Origin of the sequence: Chroococcidiopsis sp. CCALA 051, from assembly GCF_003015105.1 — a bacterium.
GTDB lineage: Bacteria > Cyanobacteriota > Cyanobacteriia > Cyanobacteriales > Chroococcidiopsidaceae > Chroococcidiopsis > Chroococcidiopsis thermalis.
The window spans coordinates 1-16,998 of sequence record NZ_PYCI01000140.1 but is presented as its reverse complement, the minus strand read 5'-3'; the positions used below and the strand labels follow the sequence as shown (position 1 = coordinate 16,998).

Below are 16,998 nucleotides of genomic sequence, written 5' to 3'. Positions count from 1 at the left end.
TTTGTTCTAAAAGGCACTCTATCGGTTCGATGGCTTTTCTGTCTACTGCCAAGCGCCAAAAACTGTCCGAAGTATTGTTTTATTCATACTATGGATAGTTTGTCAAGGCGATCGCTCAATTTATTGTTCGTACTTGAGATGTCACGAAACAACTGCTCTACTAACATGAACTGCATGACAAAATTGCCAGGAGTGGAGAGCTGGCAACTCCACCACTAACAATGAGAATTTTCAATGCCAGCGATCGCTACAACTGGCGATCGCAAGTCGAGTCGATAAAGACAAGTTATGGAGAAGGTGAAGGCGTAACTGTTGGGGTGGGAGTCTCAAGTGGGGTGGTTGTCGTGCCTGGAGTTTCAAGTGGGGTGGTTGTCGTGCCTGGAGTTTCAAGTGGGGTGGTTGTCGTGCCTGGAGTCTCAGCTGGAGTTGTGGGGCTAGTAGCAGGAGTTTCAGCAGGACTAGTAGTATCAGTAGTACCAGTACCACCAGTACCGCCTGTACCCGTGGGTTCGCAAGCACCAATAAGCAGGGACAGCCCTAAAACTGGAGCTAGAAAAACAAGTTTTTTGCCAAATTTGTTGCTCATATTCTCCTCTTAAAAATTGAAGTGCAAAGCTAGGGCACTTAGTATTTGAAAATCAGGCAATAAGCTGACAATTGCTTCATCCTGCGCGATCCGGCGACGATTATCATCTACCATTGGTTGCAGGGAGCGATCGACTATCACCCGCAACCCAAAAGAACCATTCTTTTTCTTGCCTATGTTTTTAAGCTAATAGCTAGCGTAGGCAATGGTGCTGAGGAGGGCGTTCTCTGCTTGACGGGAATCTAAACGGGTATGCTGGACGACAATTGGCACGTCCGATTCAATGACGCTGGCAAAGTCGGTGTCGAGGGGGATTGGTTCTGGATCTTTGAGGTTGTTGAAGCGAATATGTTTCGTGCGTCGGGCTGGAACAGTTTCTTTGTAAGGACCAACGGGTTCTTTGTCGCTGTAAAAGATTGTTATTTCAACATGGGCATCTGCGTCACCAGCATTGAGAATACATACGGTTTCGTGGCTGGTAAATTGAGGTTCGGGTCCATTGCTATAAGCTGGGATATAACCCTCTGCGATTGCCCATTTTGTATGTCCAACTGGTTGCATTATCGCATACCTCCTGATAAATATCGCGTTCTACGCGATCGCCTTGGTTGTGCTACGACAGTTGCAAATCCCATCATCCGCATCACGCCACCAACATTTTCATCAAGACGAGTTTGCGTGTCAGGACTGCTGAGATTGCGTAAGCCATGTAAATCCAAAAAGCTAAATCCGACTTTGGAAAACAAGGGAATTAGACAAAACAAAAACGTATCTACTGTTTGATCAAAAACTCTGAAACCGGAAGGACCGAGAATCCACACGATCGGATAGCAAACCCACAGCACTGTAAAATAAGTAGCTATCTTGTTGTAAAAACTGGACAGAGCTGAGTCTTGACTACTGGCTTTGGCACGCAACGGTCCCCAAATTCCGCCTAAAACAACAAAAAAGGCGACAACGCCGTTGATATACCACAAATATCTCACCCAAGGTATGACAGAAAGATCGGCAACTAAACCGCAAACGACAACAATCACCTGAGTAGCCATCAAAGAAGCAATCAGCGTCCAGTCTTTTTTATGCAAGCGATGCATTGCTGTCCAAGACAAGGCTAACAGCAATAGTGGCGTAGTCACAACCCAATCGATGTAGCGAGCAAAATGAGCCACCTGTCCTGCAACCGCAATCTTGCCTTGTTCTAACTCCGCACCTGGTAAAACCATTGACAAATAAGCTAGTCCCGACCAGATCGGAATAAAAGCGGCAACTAAATACTCGTATCTGGGAACACCACGAGGATTTCTACCAAGCATGATGAAGTGGATTGCTCCGATCGCCATCCCTGCAATATATAACCAATGCCACAAAGCCTGCCAATCCATAAGCTACCTCGTAGTAGTTTTAAGAACAAAAATATTCGGCTAAACCAAAAGTTATTGCAGTTTGTGAAAACAGTTTAAATGTTGAATTAGTTGTTGTTGAATATTCGATCTCTGCAAGCAAACACTTATCATGACTTCAAATACATCTACCAATCGGGATATATTGCTATTACTTTATGATTTTGACTCTGACAATCTTCTAACCTTCACTTTGATAGATGTAGTAGCAAACGAACCGAATTTAACTGCGATCGCAAAATGCTACTAGTTAAGACTATGCCTAGTTTGCTGGCGTTGCACGTAGATAGAGCGAGCCACCTAACCTGCTTGAGAAAAGATTATCTGTTAGAAATGAGAGCTGGAAATGACGCATATATTTGTTTCTATTTTTTCAGCTAAAAGTGATGAGAAAATGACAAAGCTGAGTACAACTAAAATGATGCGTGAAGAATTATTGCGATTGAATGTATTCGATAATACCCGATAATATTTGAAAAGAACTATCCCAATTGGTTGGTAATTTTGCTTTCAATTTGCTAGCAAATCGGTGAAGAGAGCGATCGCATTCATAACCTCAGTCAACAACTCAAAGAGGGATTAGCTAAGATGTCGCGTGTAACGCTTTACACTCCAATAGACGAGAATCTTGCCGCTGGAATCGTTTGTTTTGGTGTGGATAGTTTAGAACCATCGCAAGTAGCACTGGCTCGCTGCCAGCATCAAATTCAAACAATCGGTGTAAATTCTACATTCCTTGCTGTCATTTTTTCGTCATCTTTATCTATAACGCTGGAGAGAGCAAGCTGTGGTAGTTATCTATGATGTTGCTGCCAAAATAGTGAATTTTGCACTGGCTAGCTTGCCGATCTCTCAGGACAAAAAGCTGAGTTTAAAATGTTAGCAAAAAAAACCGATTCTGCGATCGCCACCGCCCGTATTGCCTGCGTTGGGATGGGTTGGTTTCCACAATCGCCAGGGGGACTAGACCGCTACGTATACGAACTCACCCATCAGCTCGCCGCCGCAGGCGATCGCGTTACCTTGTACGCTTTAGGTTTACCAGCAGCAACCAATTCGGCGATCGAGTTAGTTAATTTGGCTGCGCCCGACAATCCCCTCTGGCAAAGGCTATGGCTGGCTCGCCACAACTTTGTCAATCAACGACAGCCATTGGATGCCATTAACCTCAATTTTGCCCTATACAGTTTGCCTCTGCTACAAAACTTACCCAAAGACGTACCAGTCACTTTTACGTTTCACGGTCCTTGGGCGTTAGAAAGCGATCGAGAAGGAGAAAGCCGACTGAGTGTATTTCTCAAACAGAAAGCTGAAAAAACAGTTTATCGCCGTTGCGATCGCTTTATCGTCCTTAGCCGCGCCTTTGGCGAGATTTTGCATCAAAACTCTCAAGTGCCGTGGGACAAAATTCACGTCATTCCAGGTGGAGTTGACTTACATCGCTTTCAGCCTAACTTATCCCGTCAAGAAGCCCGCGCCCAACTGAATTTTCCCTCAGACCAACTCATTCTATTCACGCCGCGACGCTTAATTCACCGCATGGGGTTGGATAAATTATTGTTAGCACTAGCACAAATTCAGCCAAAATTTCCCGATATTTGGTTGGCGATCGCGGGGATTGGACCGCTCGAAGCATTATTACAACAACAAGTAGCAGAATTGGGACTCAACAATTGCGTAAAATTTTTAGGTTTTCTACCGGATGACCGACTACCAATCGCCTACCAAGCTGCCGATCTTTGCGTCATGCCCAGTCAATCGTTGGAGGGTTTTGGTTTACCAGTGCTGGAGTCTCTAGCTTGCGGTACTCCTGTTTTGTGTACTCCTGTAGGCGGGATGCCAGAAATCTTGACTCCGTTCTCGCCCGATTTAATTACTACCACTAGTGAAGCAACAGCGATCGCCGAAAAACTCGAAGACCTATTGACAAATCGAAGCTTATTGCCCTCTAGAGATGCCTGTTGTCAGTATGCTGTCACCCACTTCAGTTGGGAGCAAATTGCGTCACAAGTGCGTCAAGTTCTGCTTGCTTAAAATTAAGTATGAAGCGGCATAAAAGGTTGGTTTAAAATGCCAGCACAAAAAGCCAGGAGTTCGTTTTGCTGTTTCTTTTAACCCATTAACTTTATTGGCGATTGCATCTGTTATTGGTTTAGTAGGCGTTGGGATTTGGGCTAATCATCAGCGCCGCGATCGCAGAATTGGTAAAAAACACAGCTCGCGAAAGACATTGATATCTAAAGGCGATCGTAGGTAAAGAAAATGAGAATTGGGCAATGGCTAGGATTATTTGCGTTAATTGTTTCCCTATATATTCTCTGGCAAATTCGGCAGCTAGTCTTACTTTTATTTACAGCAGTTGTATTAGCAGTGGCAATTAATCAACTCGTAAGAAGATTTCAGCGATCGGGCATGAAACGCGCTGGAGCTATCTGGTTGAGTTTGGGTATTGTTGTTGCTCTATTAACTGTGAGTTTTTGGCTAATTGTAGTTCCATTTATCAACCAGTTTCAAGACTTGGTGAAGCTTCTTCCAGCCGGAATCGAGCAAATTCAACAAGGAATTAACTGGTTAGAAGAACGCATAGTACCGTTCTTGCCACAAGTTTCAGATATCAATGCGCTGATCGAGCAACTTCAGCCTTATATTGCCAATCTTCCAGCACAGATGATAGCTTTCTTTTCTACCTCTGTGGGTGCATTATTAGAATTTTTGCTGGTGATTATTTTAACCTTAATGATATTAGTCAATCCCCAGCCATACCGCAAAGCTTTTATTCGCTGCTTTCCCGCCTTTTATCGCAAACGAGTGGATGAAATTCTGACTCGCTGTGCCGATGGTTTAGGTGCGTGGACGGTTGGTGCTTTGATTGAAATGGTGTTTATCGGTGCTTTAAGTGGAATTGGATTGTGGATATTGCAAGTACCGCTAGCGTTGGCTCATGCAGTTTTAGCAGGATTACTCAATTTTATTCCCAATATTGGACCCACTCTGAGTGTATTTTTACCCGCGACGATCGCATTTCTCGATGCACCCTGGAAAGCTCTCGCTGTTGTAGTTTTATATATCATCATTCAGAATGTTGAAAGTTACTGGCTAACGCCAACAGTCATGGCTCACCAAGTCGCGTTACTACCAGCAGTTACACTAACGGCACAAATTTTCTTTACGACTTTTTTTGGTGCTTTGGGATTGTTGATGGCACTTCCTTTAGCAGTAGTTGCTAAAACCTGGATTGAAGAAACTTTATTTAAAGACATTTTGGATCGATGGCAGCATTCCTCTTAGCAGCCTGGGCAATTTGAATTCGCGACTACACAAGCGAAGTCCGCCTGCGCGGACTGTAGAAAATTTAATCGCCTATGGCTTAATCGCTATGCCCATCCCCAGTTTGTAACACTTCTGGGAGAAACGGCGACAGTTCTCGATTCAATCGTCCGGCTTTGACAAATTCTGCATATGTATTCGCCTCCGTTGCCAGTAGTTCGGAGCGTAATTGTTCGGCGCTAAAATTTATCAGGTCGGGATACTCGTTTTGCAATTGCTCGATTTCTTTTTGCAAATCTTCGATTCCGCCTTTAATTAGTGCTTCTTGGTAGCGATAAAACTCTGGATCGATACCTGGGCGCTGGTCTGCCTCTAACTGTTTTAGTACGCGATCGAGGGCAACCCGTCGCGCGATAAATTCCATATATTGCTCTTGACGAGGGCGATCGCCTAATAAGTTTAACTTTTGTAACAAAGATTTAATTGTCAATCCTTGAAACAGCAAGGTGAATAATACCACCCCAAACACCGTAGCAATAATTTTATCTCGCTCTGGTAGCGCCGCAGAGACGCTCAACGCTAGAGCAATTGATACAGAACCGCGCAACCCACCCCACCAAAGTACGGTTTGGTCTGGTAAGGGGATGGTAGATTTGGCAAGATAGTTACTCAGTTGGCTGAGAGTGTAAATTGCGATCGCCCGCATGACAACAATCGCCCCTACCGTTACGGCAATAATGCCTAAATTCTCTCCCAGCGTTGTAAAGTGAACCTGGTCGCCAATTAGCAAAAACACGATCGAGTTGACAAAAAACGCCAGGAATTCCCAAAACTCGCTGACAATAATTCGCGTGCGAGGATTCATGCCGATGCGAGAGCCAAAGTTTCCCAAAATCAAGCCGCAAGTCACGACTCCAATCACTCCAGAACCGCCCAAATCCTCGGTGATTATGTAAGTGCCGTAAGCAGCAACCAGCGTTAAAGATTGTTCGACTAAAGGTAAATCGAATCTTTGCGTCAGATAGGAAATCCCAAAACCAATTAAACCTCCTACGGCAACACCAACGCCTACAACCACAAAAAACTGGACTAAAATTGGCTGAATCCCTAATTGGGTATTTCCGAAAGACAGTGCAACTAAAAATTCAAAGGCAACCACTGCCATGCCGTCATTAAACAAGCTTTCGCCTTCCATTAAAGTTGTCAGACGGCTGCTTACACCTAACTCGCGAAATACAGCCGTAACAGAAACCGGATCGGTAGCAGAAAGACTCGCACCAATCAGTAAAGCTGTCGTTAGAGGAAGTGAGGCAAACTGATTTAGACTAAATGCGACTCCCACAATTGAGATCACTACACCCACCACGGCATAAAGGCAAATGGGGACGAGATTTTGCTTTAAGTTCGACCATTTCAAATTCCAAGCCGCTTCAAACAGCAGTGGGGGTAGAAAAATTGACAAAATCAATCCAGGGGATAGTTCGACCAATCGGACATCCACAAATGCCAATCCCAAGCCGACAATAACTAGTAGTAGGGTATAGGGAATTTGGCGAAACCAACTAAAGATTTGCGGTAGCGTTGCCACGCCCAGAGACACTGCTAGAACTGACAGAAATTGCTTGATGTTAGTTTCAATTGCTGCCTCTGCGATCGCCGATTCCATTACCATGCGTCAATTTTCAGTAACTTCAAACGTCGATCTTAGTCAGACTCGCGCTAGATGACGAGCCTCTAGGGGTAGGACTTTAATTCAGTTATCAGTGACCAGTGAACAGTGACCAAGTGGGAGAAAGGCTTGTTCAACAACATTCGCCAGCGGTTTCACAGCTTCCGTCGCCAAAAGTCTCATCCGTTAGAAATTCAGCAACTCCATACAGAGTTGCTGGAGGAATCAAAGTTAAGCTCGTCTTATTTAGCTTTAACTATCAGTTCTTGTGTCATTGCTACCCTTGGCTTGCTGTCAAACAGTGCTGCCGTGATTATTGGCGCGATGATTATTGCACCTTTGATGTTGCCGATTCGGGGCATGGCTTTAGGTGCTTTGCAAGGTCGTGTTATTTTGTTCCGTGAAGGTGCGATCGCGCTCTCGATTGGAACGTTTTTAGCTGTAGTAATCTCCTTCTGCCTGGGTTTAATTGTCAGTCTTCCCAGCTTTGGCAGCGAAATTTTATCTCGTTCTCGACCAACGCTATTAGATTTGGGTATTGCTGTGGCGGCTGGTGCAATTAGCGGCTATGCCAAGGCAGAACCAAAAATTTCTGGCAGTCTTGCCGGAACTGCAATTTCTGTGGCTTTGATGCCCCCAATTTGCACGATTGGTTTGGGTTTATCGCGGGCTGATTGGTGGCTGAGTCTGGGAGCAACAATCCTTTACGCAACTAACCTACTGGGTATTACTCTGGCGTGTATGCTCACTTTTTTAGTAGTAGGCTATACCTCGCTAACACAAGCAAAAAAACCCCTACTCTGGACTATATTTTTAACAATAATTCTGCTGCTGCCCCTTGGTGCGAGTTTTTTCCGACTGATCCGACAGGCACAATTAGAAACTAGCGTGCGTCGAGCTTTAGTGAATCAAACTGTTACTTTTCAACGGTTGGAGTTGCTGAGTAACGATACCAATTGGTTTGCAAATCCACCCCAAGTCCGCTTGAACGTGCGGGCAAGAGAACCAGTAACACCTCGACAAGTACAGTTATTAGAAGACTTTATTTATCGCGAAATGGGACAGCGTTTCACTCTAATTTTTGAAGTTGGAGAAGTGGAAGAAGTCCGCAGTTCTCCGCCAGAAAATTAAATAACCATGCCCAGGCAAGTCCCTGGTTAGATATTTTGCGTCAGGGAGTGCAAGTGATTCAATTGTCTACCATTTCCGATTCACAAGAAGTTGAATTAGGCAAGCAGATCGATCGGCAGCTAGTCACCAAGGAAGTTAATTTCTACTTCTAAGTGCAGAGCTTGACAAACCTGCTCTCACAGGTATTGCAGTCGATTAGCCCGAACTAAGATTAGCTCCGTTGAGGAAAATGAATCACAATAATGGAAATTTCTGGATGACTCCGAGCGATCGCCTCTGGTGCAACCCCCAATGCTGGTAAACCTATAATTTCTGGATGAGTTCCAGCCGTTAAGATTAATAAGTCATCCTGCTGAAGCATTTTGGAAACTCGACCGATAAAGTTGCCCCTGACTTGTTGAATTTGAGTGTCTGGACTCAATCCTAATTCTTCTGGATTAAAGGACGTGTGTTTGCGGGGACTGGCTGTTACCTGCAACAGTTGTAGCGATGCCTTGAGTTCGTCAGCGAGAGACTTAGCAAGCGACACCGTTTGTCCAAAAGTGGACGCTGATTTTTCAATATCGGCTATTGCTAAAAAGACGCGATGAGTATTTTCAATTGGCTGGGCAAATCGGGCAATTAATACAGGGACTGTAGCGCGACGTATGACGTTATCGATCGCGCTGCCAAAAAAGTTTTCGCGATAAGTTGAAAACCCTTTCCAGCCACAAACAATCAAATTGGCATCGCGTTCTAAGGCAGAGCGTAAAATTCCTTTATCTACCGAATCATCAATGCGTCCGATTGGCTCAACTGCCGTTACAGCTGCATGAGCGATTGTTTCTGCTGTGGCTAATAACTGGCTTTGCTGAATTTTTGCTTCTGGGGCGATCGTTCCCTGTTTATCTGGCAAAATATGTAAAGGTAGTAAAGTTCCCGCTGTTTTTTTAGTCAGAATTAAAGCTAAATGAAGTAAATTATCTTCCGTACTAGGGTTAGCAACAGGGACTAAAACGCGAAGATTTTGAGCTGCGGCAAAGCCTTGTTGTACTTGCTTTGTTCTCCCCTTGCTAGTAGGATTTGCTGCTTCAACTTTCACTCCTTGACCCCAGCGACTCGTTACCCAAGGAGAAGCAATACAGGTGACTAAAATCATGGCGACAGTGCCGTTAACAGTTGCTTGGTCTACGAGTTGAATCTGAAAAGCAACTGTAATTGCTGCTAGCGTCGATGCAGCTTGAGCAACAGAAAGACCGAACATGACCATAATGCCAGAGGACTGAAAGCCAAATAGCTTACCACTGCCCCAAGCTGGAACAAATTTGGCAACGAGCGCCACGACAATCATCACTCCTGCTACCAATAGCGATCGCGGATCGCTAACTAATAGCCTCGGATTAATCAACATTCCCACCGAAATTAGAAAAAATGGCACGAATAAAGTATTACCAATAAACTGAATGCGATTCATTAGCGGACTCAGTTGGGGAATCAGTTGAGTGATGGCAATTCCCGCTAAAAATGCCCCCACAATTGGCTCAATATCAATTAGTTCTGCTGCATAAGAAACAACAAATAAAGTCGCAACGACAAACGTAAACTCAGCCCCTTCGTCATGCCCAAAACGGCGAAAGAACCAACGACCGATTTTAGGAACTCCCCATAAAGTGGCAAAGGTATAAATAGTTAAAGCCGGAATTAGAAATAACCAAAAACCGAGGCTAAGGCTACCTTGATGTGCCTGGACAACAACGGCGAGAACGAGTAAAGCTAAGACATTGGTAATTAAAGTTGCTCCCAAAGTCGCCGTGACTGCCTGAGTCCGCATAATTCCCAATTTAGTCGCTACTGGTAACGCCAAGAGCGTGTGGGAAGCAAAACAGGAAGCAACGAGTATCGCTGCCAAGAAACCGTATCCGATTGCCAGCATCGCCACCGTACCCAGTGCCATCGGCACGATAAAGGTAGCAATGCCAAAAATTACTGCTTTGTCTGCGTTGTATTTTAGGTCGTCGAGGCTGGTTTCTAGCCCAGCCATAAACATCAGAAATAACAAACCCACAGTACCGAGCAGGATAATCGTGCTATCTCGCTCTAAAACTCCTATTCCGTAGGATCCTACCACCACTCCCGCTAAGATTAAGCCGACAATTCCTGGTAGCCTCACCCGCTCGAATAACAGCGGTGCAACCAGCATAATCGCCATAATTGTCAGGAAAACTGGTACTGGATCGGTAATTGGACCAGCGAAGACTGAGGGAGTCAAAAATTCACGAGCGCGATCGCCCCACATTTGCAATTGTTGCCAAAAATTTGTCATAAATTTTGAGATAATGCAGACAATGACGCTCGAAATAGCAACGTGCTTATCCCGATCGAAGTGCTTTTTCCACTACTAAGTATTGCTCATCGATATCTTGTTTATCCAACTTATCCGATACGTTCTCGTAGCTATCGCGTTTAATCGCCGCTGCATGACGCAGCAACACTGCACGGTCTTTGCGATCGCAGGTGTAATCAGCTATGGTGGCAATCGCTTCTAGCAAGCGAATTATCACCGCCACATCTTGTTTACCATACTGGCGAATTTGGTTAAAAGCAGCATCGACTAGACCTTCAAACGTGACTGGCTCAGCAATGACGCGCAATTCGTGCCGTTCGTCGTAGCGGTAAGGAGAGGGAAATTGGCGTTGAACCAGGAGAGATAGCCCTGCACTCAATTGGTCGATACACCGGATTGCCGTAAACGGATCGTTGACAGAGGGAGAAATGGCGCGTAAATTAATTTCTACTAATTGGTTGATGGGAAACTCTACATCCTGCTGTTCGGTGCGTTGTTTACCTAAAATAAAGGCATCGTTAATTTGATTGGTTAATTGGCGATTTACCCGCTCTGGAGGATATGCCGTGACTAATGCCTGGTCTTTGACGACAAATTTTCCTGGGCGATAGTTGATGCGTAGCAATAGCCGCTCCCGACAGGCAATCTTCATTAATTCTTCGTCGTCGATCGCTTGCACGTAGCCACTGTTATTCGCTTTAATTTTGCAGGCTTCAGCAGCAAAATTATCTGGAATTTCTGTTAGCGGTTGTTTGAATTGCGGCTGGTTAATACCAATATGTTCGGGAAATAAGCGATCGACTGCGCGGTCTAGATCGGCTCCAGTTTCAGAAATAACGTGCGATGCTTGAATAATTGTCGAGGCATGATGGATGAAGTAAATTAACATCCCGATACTAATTAGTGCTAACCCTGTAGCAACTGTAGTAGAAAGTTGCGGTACGAAGCGATCGTAATCATCTCCATCGCCGCGAATCGTTCGCAGTATCAGCAAGCAGTAAATAAATGTGGCAATAAACGTACCGAGAACCACCTGATTGCCAGTGTCTTGCATGAAGTTACGCAGCAATCGCGGTCCAAAATTGGCAGCAGCTAGTTGAAGTGCGACAATCGTAATCGAAAAAGCGGTTGCCGCGACTGTAATCATCGAACCAGAAACAGCTGAAAGCACCTCTCGCGCTCCATCTGTGCTACCAACGTAAATCCAACCCCAACTTTCTAGAGGTCCATAATAGCCTTCGCGATCGAGCGTTAGCATCGTCACTGCTAAGGCGATCAGCACCTGCGACCATAATTGTGGGTAAAAACCAGTAACTAGAATGGAGTGAATCCCATAGTTTGCTTAACTTAACATTTTTCATTTCATTATCAACTAATCCTTTCCTTGCTGCATATCTTTAATATCAAATAGACTTACCAGCACTCCTGCAATTGGTACTGACAAAAATACTCCTACTAAACCCGCGACTCTTGCGCCAACTAACAATGCAAAGAACATAAAGACTGGATTCATATTTAGCGAACCTTGCATAATTCGCGGCATGAGTATATTTTCCTCAACTTGCTGAAGTAACACGCAGCCAACTAATACTTGAAGCGCCAGCCAAATTCCTTGCGGCAAGACAATCAGAGAAACTATAGTAATTCCAATCGTGGCTCCAATTCCAGGAATTAAATCGAAAACTCCGGCGATCGCGGCTAAAACTAAAGCAAAAGGTAAATCTAAAATAATAAAAACAACCCACACCGAAACGCCAAAAAAGATTGATAAGAGCAACCTCCCCCAAAAAAAGCCGATAAAATTATGCTGAATTGCTTCTGTAATTCTAGGACGAAAGTTTTCGGGAAAAGCTTTGAGAACGAAATTCCAAATTCGCTTGCCATCTAGGAGCATAAAAAAAGCGACAACCGCAATAATTACTAAATCGACAAAGTTAGCTAGCAACCCTTGCAAAGTCGCAAATCCCATTCCCACTCCTGCCAAGGCTTGCTCTCTTAGCTGTTCTTCTAACGTGCCAAAATCAACTTGGAAATTCCATTGTTTTAACCGATCTTGCAACCAATCGAGTGAAGATATAAGTTCGTTGAGAATTTGGGGTGCTTGTTCTAGTAACTGCTGGGCTTGAGATAAGATGGCAAAACCCAACGTACCAATTGCCCCTGCCACGACTAGCAAACTCAGTAAAAAAACTAAAATAGCTGCTATGCCACGCGGTAAAAACCGAGCCACCCACTGCACCGGATAATTAAGTAAAAAAGCGATGATTCCCGCAAAGATAAAAGTAACAATGACTGTCTCAAAATAAGCTAAAAATTGCGCGATCGCCCAACCGAGAGCAAATAATAACACGTAGCGAACTAGCCTAGCATTATTCAGCCGCTCCCAAAAGTGTTTTACGGATGACTCATTCATAAGCAAGTCAAAAGTTAAAAGTTAAAAGTCGAAATGTCTGAGTTTGAACTTGGCAAGCGTTTCGATCGCACTGATAATACAAGTTAAAAGAGTTAAATGTGTTACAGCTTAATTCGCTAGGATAGAAACAGGTTTTTCAGGAATTTTGACAGAAGGAACGATCGCCATTCATCTATCTGCGGTGGCGGTTTTGCCGCGATGACCGAAGTTGCCTGCGAGTGCCGCGATCGCGAGCTACAGCATACTCAGATGGTACAATAACTTCATTAAATTGCCACTCAGAAATAGTTTCTTTAATTAGCCGCCAAAACCACCTTAAACTTCTTACCATTACCGATTTTGAATTTTAGATTTTGGATTGTTTTGTGAATTTTCTGACTCCCCTGTACGGGCGGGTTTAACTGAAAAGCTATTTGTTTTAGTACAGGTATCTCAACAAACCCGCCCCTACGACTTCCGATTTCCAACTCCCCGTTCAATCTTCGGTAAATTACGTAACTCCACTGTATAAATCTCGTTTGGCATTTCAATTCCTGCTTGTTGCAATGCCTCTTTCATCGCCTGTGCTACCAGGGAAGTCATTTCTAAAAATGGCAAACGGCGAGAATTTACCCAAAATCTCACCTCAATATTGACTGTACTCGCTCCTAGTTCGCGCACAAAAATGTCTGGCTGGGGTTCTGCTTCGACTCCGGCAACTCCCAAAACGGCATTATGCAAAAATAGACTAAACGACTGACCAAAATTTTAGAGTTGCGATCCACTTCCCAACGTTGCGCCCCTACCAAAGTCAGACGATGCAAGCTAGCAGCAATCAACCAAGCAACAGCGATTGCTAGCAAAGCTCCCAAAAAGGCAGGTAAATTGTCGATCGCATCCCGCTGAAACTGTCGTAAAGTAATCCAAAGTCGTTGTCCGACATCAATCACTAATGGCGGACGCTCGAACGCTTGATTCAACTCTGCTGCCCACTGCTGCGCCAGCTTGTCTACAGGCAGATTAAAATCTTGGGCATCCTGTTGCGTCACGGTCATTAATACCCGATTATTCACCTGCAAGGTGGCAATACCTCTTCCAGGATCGGGAACAACGGTGACGGCGCTGCCAGTTTGTGACTGCGCCAAAATACCAGCAATGCGCCGATTTACAATTTGCGCTCGTTCGGTGGCGCTAAGTTCGCCCAGACTGCCAATTTGAAACACGGGCTGTCCTCTGACAATAACATCGGCAAAAAACAGCCCGTCGCTAGGAATTTCTTCTGGGGTGCTGGTTTGGGGGGTGACAGGTAAAGGAGAAATTTCCTCCTGCACTAATCCTTTGCTGGCTGGTAAAAGTAGAAAAATTGCGATCGCGATCGCAGTTGGAATGTTACGGGTGATGATGGAACGATTACCTGGTAAAAACAGAGTTGGCATTTCTAATAACGCAACACCGCAGCTAAAAAATTATTCCCAGGCACTTGCTCTGGCTCTACTGCATATACCGTACCGCCATTAAAAAGTGTATGTAAAGCTGCTAAATCCATCAAGTCCTCATCCCCAGGCTGATGTTCTTCGTGTAACTCTACCTCGCTGGTATCGGGATGAAAGCGTCCCCACTTTTGCAACCCTACGGGAACAAACAAAGACTCAACTCGTTGGTAATAAGCAGAGGGAACGACTTCTTGAATGTTAGTTGCAGTTTTTCCCGTTCCGGCTAGTTCTTGATAACGGGCTGCGGTTTCTTGTTGCGATCGCTCGAAATGAGGCTGGACGATCTCCCACGCCTGTGCGTGTAATTCCTCTGCTTTGAGTTGGTCTGGATTTCCGGTCACGCCTTCATCGAGCAAGTAGGGATATGTGTTTGCCTGCTGATAAATTGGCAAGAGATAGTCAACACCTGCTAAAACTAAAGGCGATCGCCGATCTTTTAGTAACTCTTGCAAGCCGCTATCTACCTTGCGGAAATAGCGCAGGACGTTTTCTTTTTGGTCGTCATTGCCAGCACCTTGACCGTGAAACATGGCAGCACGGTCGCCTCCTTGCCCTCCAGATGTCCCTGTATGGAACTGGAGGCTCTTTTCAGGGTCGTCATAGCGCAACGCCTCAGCAATACTAGTCGGCACGTCCTCTAACTCAATTTCGCTGACGCTGTAGCGCGTCCCTTGGAATAATCTCACCTGGTTTTGACTCAATGCCAAGATGTAGAATTGTCCATCACCTGAAAGCAAAGGTAGTAAGGGCTTGAAGTGAAAGCGATCTGTTACTACCACAAGTTCGTCAAAATTGAGCGGCAAGCAGTAGTAACCAAAGACATTCGCCGAGATGAAAATTGCCAGTCCATCACTCTGATGTTGCCAAAACTGGAAATCATCGAGCTGTTGCGCTCTTGCGAGTAAATCTCTGACATCTTGCGCCCGCATTCCAGTGGCAATCGATTTTTCTTCTGCTTCCCGCATCAGATTCTTAAATCGAATCGGGTCTTGTTGCGTCTGCGTCCCCAGCTTATGAGTTGGCATGTAAATAGAAACGCAAGTCCCCGATTTATCAGATGCCAAAGTCAATAGCTCGTCAACTGAAATTAGTGAATTCATCTTTCCCCAAAATTGCGATCGAGCTGTAAATTTTACGTAGATGTAAATTGGTTGAGTTCGTGTAGAGACGCTATACGTAACGTCTCTACTTGAGATTGGTGCAGAACGAGAAGGCTAAATCTTAGCAGTAGAGATTTAAACTATCGAATCTCTTCACGTCGATCGACAATCTTTACTTCTGGATCGCCCGTCGTTGTATCGATAACATCGCGATCGGTTGTGGTTCTATCTACATATCGCTGCGTATCGCGATTGACAGTGGCGGAACCAACACTAGGCTGGGAATCGGATCCCCCAGCGGCATTGTATACCTTCCACTCATGAATGCCGCGATTCCTTAAGACATTGCCAGCTCGCTCGATCTGGGCTTGAGTACCTTCTAATATCACTAGGTAGTCCCCTTGGGAAATCCGCTTGTCATAAGCTTTGGCATCTTCTTCTGGAATACCCAACCCAGTCAAAGCTCCAACTATTGCCCCTCCTGCCGCACCGATGCCAGCACCAGCTAGAGTAGCTGCGATCGTCCCGCCTGCCAAGAATGGACCTACCCCAGGAATAACTAAAGCTTCCAGACCGACGAGTAAGCCACCGATACCACCCAACGCCGTACCAGTAACAGCACCAATCCCAGCACCTTCTTGAGCTTCAGTATTACCGCGTTCCGCTTCGGTGCGATTTCTTTTCAGCTCGTCACGATCTCGAACATCAACCCCAGAGATTGCTTCGTTACGGTCTGCATCTTTAGCCAGTAGAGAAACTTTATCCATCGAGAAGCCTGATTCTCTCAGTCCATTGAGAGCCGCTTCTGCTTCGTTTCTGCTAGAAAACGTACCAACAGCACGCTTGTATTGTTGAGTTACCATTTTTTCTCCTGAAACAATTGCAATTGTGCTTTCGCGAACTTAATTTTCTCAGTGGTGGCTTTCACGCGATCGCGCTGATGCGAGCAGATTTATTGCTCAAAGCGATCGCGTTAAACAAACAGTTATCCCACCTACTTCTAGCTTCAAACCTCAATGTGACCAGAAAATGACATAAGAGCGATCGAGATTGAGATTGAGATTTGAAAAACTCCTCAATTCGAGTGAACATCTAGCTTCGTCTGAAAATGGCTTAGAGAATTTAACGAAATTTAGACTTAGGGGTGATGCAACTACATACGTTCAATTTATTCTATTAGTAAAGTAATAAATCCTTGGTTTTATATCAGTTACAAGCATTGGATTCAAGCCAAAATCTCTTTAGTAGTTGCTGCATGACTAGTCGAAAGCTAATGAATTAGCTTCTCATTTCCACTCTTTTGGAGATGAAATTATCTTCAGTAGGTTGTCAAATTATCTATTTACTATTTTCGGTTTTATATTTACTGCCAAGGAAGTGATATGCGCCAACTCCTGATTCAAGTGCCACGCGGCAATGGTAAGAAAGTACTCGAAACAGCCAAAAAGTATGAAGGGGCAAACTTGGCGTTATTTGAGGCAACTGGCAGTGAGGGACTAATTGATTTGGCGATCGCCCACGTCTCTAATAGCAAGGTTGAGGAACTGCTGGGAGAGCTTGAATCTTTGCCGCAACTGCACGTCACGCTGATCCCGCAGGGGGTGATGGCACTACAACCACCACCAGAAGAAGCACCG

16 protein-coding genes and 2 pseudogenes are annotated in these 16,998 nt (G+C 44.9%); 7 read left to right on the top strand and 11 right to left on the bottom strand.

Going from position 1 to position 16,998, the window contains the following annotated elements; all coding sequences use genetic code 11:
- The first annotated feature begins 221 nt into the window (after positions 1 to 221).
- A complete protein-coding gene (locus C7Y66_RS30655; protein WP_146149874.1) occupies positions 222 to 599 on the top strand; it encodes a hypothetical protein in 378 nt (125 codons plus the stop codon).
- Between the two features lie 173 nt (positions 600 to 772).
- Here C7Y66_RS30655 and C7Y66_RS25235 read toward each other — a convergent pair whose 3' ends face one another.
- Together C7Y66_RS25235 and C7Y66_RS25230 are read right to left on the bottom strand one after the other, a co-directional pair.
- Positions 773 to 1,147, bottom strand: a complete 375-nt coding sequence (locus C7Y66_RS25235) for a sensory rhodopsin transducer (protein ID WP_199197628.1) — start codon at positions 1,145 to 1,147, stop codon at positions 773 to 775.
- Positions 1,147 to 1,968, bottom strand: coding sequence for a bacteriorhodopsin (locus C7Y66_RS25230; protein WP_106547691.1), 822 nt, complete (start codon positions 1,966 to 1,968; stop codon positions 1,147 to 1,149). Before C7Y66_RS25230 ends, C7Y66_RS25235 begins: the two co-directional genes overlap by 1 nt.
- Before the next feature lie 606 nt (positions 1,969 to 2,574).
- Here C7Y66_RS25230 and C7Y66_RS25225 point away from each other — a divergent pair.
- The 3 genes from C7Y66_RS25225 (at position 2,575) to C7Y66_RS25215 (ending at position 5,274) form a co-directional block, all read left to right on the top strand.
- The gene (locus C7Y66_RS25225) at positions 2,575 to 2,790 is read left to right on the top strand and encodes a hypothetical protein (RefSeq protein WP_106547690.1); all 216 of its coding nucleotides are present in this window, start codon (positions 2,575 to 2,577) and stop codon (positions 2,788 to 2,790) included.
- A 72-nt stretch (positions 2,791 to 2,862) separates the two neighbouring features.
- Complete coding sequence (locus C7Y66_RS25220) at positions 2,863 to 4,020, top strand: glycosyltransferase family 4 protein (RefSeq protein WP_106547689.1); 1,158 nt, start codon at positions 2,863 to 2,865, stop codon at positions 4,018 to 4,020.
- A gap of 228 nt (positions 4,021 to 4,248) precedes the next feature.
- The gene (locus C7Y66_RS25215) at positions 4,249 to 5,274 is read left to right on the top strand and encodes an AI-2E family transporter (RefSeq protein ID WP_106547688.1); all 1,026 of its coding nucleotides are present in this window, start codon (positions 4,249 to 4,251) and stop codon (positions 5,272 to 5,274) included.
- Positions 5,275 to 5,353: 79 nt separating this feature from the next.
- Here C7Y66_RS25215 and C7Y66_RS25210 read toward each other — a convergent pair whose 3' ends face one another.
- The gene (locus tag C7Y66_RS25210; protein WP_106547687.1) at positions 5,354 to 6,925 is read right to left on the bottom strand and encodes a Na+/H+ antiporter; all 1,572 of its coding nucleotides are present in this window, start codon (positions 6,923 to 6,925) and stop codon (positions 5,354 to 5,356) included.
- 126 nt (positions 6,926 to 7,051) lie between these two features.
- Here C7Y66_RS25210 and C7Y66_RS25205 point away from each other — a divergent pair, with 126 nt between their 5' ends.
- Positions 7,052 to 8,053, top strand: coding sequence for a DUF389 domain-containing protein (locus C7Y66_RS25205; protein ID WP_106547695.1), 1,002 nt, complete (start codon positions 7,052 to 7,054; stop codon positions 8,051 to 8,053).
- Between the two features lie 211 nt (positions 8,054 to 8,264).
- Here the strand turns inward: C7Y66_RS25205 and C7Y66_RS25195 are convergent, their stop codons facing one another.
- The 8 genes and pseudogenes from C7Y66_RS25195 to C7Y66_RS25170 form a co-directional block, all read right to left on the bottom strand.
- Complete coding sequence (locus C7Y66_RS25195; protein WP_199197627.1) at positions 8,265 to 10,355, bottom strand: cation:proton antiporter; 2,091 nt, start codon at positions 10,353 to 10,355, stop codon at positions 8,265 to 8,267.
- Between the two features lie 46 nt (positions 10,356 to 10,401).
- Positions 10,402 to 11,737, bottom strand: a pseudogene (locus C7Y66_RS25190) (DUF2254 domain-containing protein).
- 11 nt (positions 11,738 to 11,748) lie between these two features.
- On the bottom strand, positions 11,749 to 12,789 hold the full coding sequence (locus C7Y66_RS25185; protein WP_106547685.1) for an AI-2E family transporter: 1,041 nt from the start codon (positions 12,787 to 12,789) through the stop codon (positions 11,749 to 11,751).
- A 172-nt stretch (positions 12,790 to 12,961) separates the two neighbouring features.
- Positions 12,962 to 13,120 (bottom strand): hypothetical protein, encoded by a 159-nt coding sequence (locus C7Y66_RS31350; protein WP_158265997.1) that lies wholly within the window; start codon positions 13,118 to 13,120, stop codon positions 12,962 to 12,964.
- Positions 13,121 to 13,236: 116 nt separating this feature from the next.
- On the bottom strand, positions 13,237 to 13,449 hold the full coding sequence (locus tag C7Y66_RS32100; protein ID WP_233222843.1) for a mechanosensitive ion channel family protein: 213 nt from the start codon (positions 13,447 to 13,449) through the stop codon (positions 13,237 to 13,239).
- Positions 13,437 to 14,204 (bottom strand): hypothetical protein, encoded by a 768-nt coding sequence (locus C7Y66_RS25180; protein ID WP_199197624.1) that lies wholly within the window; start codon positions 14,202 to 14,204, stop codon positions 13,437 to 13,439. The genes C7Y66_RS32100 and C7Y66_RS25180 overlap by 13 nt, the downstream gene beginning before the upstream one ends.
- A gap of 2 nt (positions 14,205 to 14,206) precedes the next feature.
- Positions 14,207 to 15,361, bottom strand: coding sequence for a hypothetical protein (locus tag C7Y66_RS25175; protein ID WP_106547684.1), 1,155 nt, complete (start codon positions 15,359 to 15,361; stop codon positions 14,207 to 14,209).
- Between the two features lie 140 nt (positions 15,362 to 15,501).
- Positions 15,502 to 16,224: a signal transduction histidine kinase LytS gene (locus tag C7Y66_RS25170; protein ID WP_106547683.1), complete on the bottom strand. Its 723-nt coding sequence runs from the start codon at positions 16,222 to 16,224 to the stop codon at positions 15,502 to 15,504.
- A 17-nt stretch (positions 16,225 to 16,241) separates the two neighbouring features.
- Here C7Y66_RS25170 and C7Y66_RS31345 point away from each other — a divergent pair, with 17 nt between their 5' ends.
- Both C7Y66_RS31345 and C7Y66_RS25165 read left to right on the top strand, forming a co-directional pair.
- Positions 16,242 to 16,394 carry a hypothetical protein gene (locus C7Y66_RS31345; protein ID WP_158265996.1) on the top strand — a complete coding sequence of 51 codons (153 nt, stop codon included), beginning with the start codon at positions 16,242 to 16,244 and terminating at the stop codon, positions 16,392 to 16,394.
- A gap of 349 nt (positions 16,395 to 16,743) precedes the next feature.
- A pseudogene (locus tag C7Y66_RS25165) lies at positions 16,744 to 16,998 on the top strand (TIGR00341 family protein); the annotation flags it as partial.

Bases quoted from the DNA above. Each gene is read 5' to 3' on its own strand.
- C7Y66_RS25235 (WP_199197628.1), bottom strand. From the start codon at position 1,147: ATGCAACCAGTTGGACATACAAAATGGGCAATCGCAGAGGGTTATATC.
- C7Y66_RS25210 (WP_106547687.1), bottom strand. From the start codon at position 6,925: ATGGTAATGGAATCGGCGATCGCAGAGGCAGCAATTGAAACTAACATC.
- C7Y66_RS25185 (WP_106547685.1), bottom strand. From the start codon at position 12,789: ATGAATGAGTCATCCGTAAAACACTTTTGGGAGCGGCTGAATAATGCT.
- C7Y66_RS31350 (WP_158265997.1), bottom strand. From the start codon at position 13,120: ATGGTAAGAAGTTTAAGGTGGTTTTGGCGGCTAATTAAAGAAACTATT.
- C7Y66_RS25170 (WP_106547683.1), bottom strand. From the start codon at position 16,224: ATGGTAACTCAACAATACAAGCGTGCTGTTGGTACGTTTTCTAGCAGA.
- C7Y66_RS25225 (WP_106547690.1), top strand. From the start codon at position 2,575: ATGTCGCGTGTAACGCTTTACACTCCAATAGACGAGAATCTTGCCGCT.
- C7Y66_RS25175 (WP_106547684.1), bottom strand. From the start codon at position 15,361: ATGAATTCACTAATTTCAGTTGACGAGCTATTGACTTTGGCATCTGAT.
- C7Y66_RS30655 (WP_146149874.1), top strand. From the start codon at position 222: ATGAGAATTTTCAATGCCAGCGATCGCTACAACTGGCGATCGCAAGTC.
- C7Y66_RS25230 (WP_106547691.1), bottom strand. From the start codon at position 1,968: ATGGATTGGCAGGCTTTGTGGCATTGGTTATATATTGCAGGGATGGCG.
- C7Y66_RS25180 (WP_199197624.1), bottom strand. From the start codon at position 14,204: ATGCCAACTCTGTTTTTACCAGGTAATCGTTCCATCATCACCCGTAAC.
- C7Y66_RS25195 (WP_199197627.1), bottom strand. From the start codon at position 10,355: ATGACAAATTTTTGGCAACAATTGCAAATGTGGGGCGATCGCGCTCGT.
- C7Y66_RS25220 (WP_106547689.1), top strand. From the start codon at position 2,863: ATGTTAGCAAAAAAAACCGATTCTGCGATCGCCACCGCCCGTATTGCC.
- C7Y66_RS25215 (WP_106547688.1), top strand. From the start codon at position 4,249: ATGAGAATTGGGCAATGGCTAGGATTATTTGCGTTAATTGTTTCCCTA.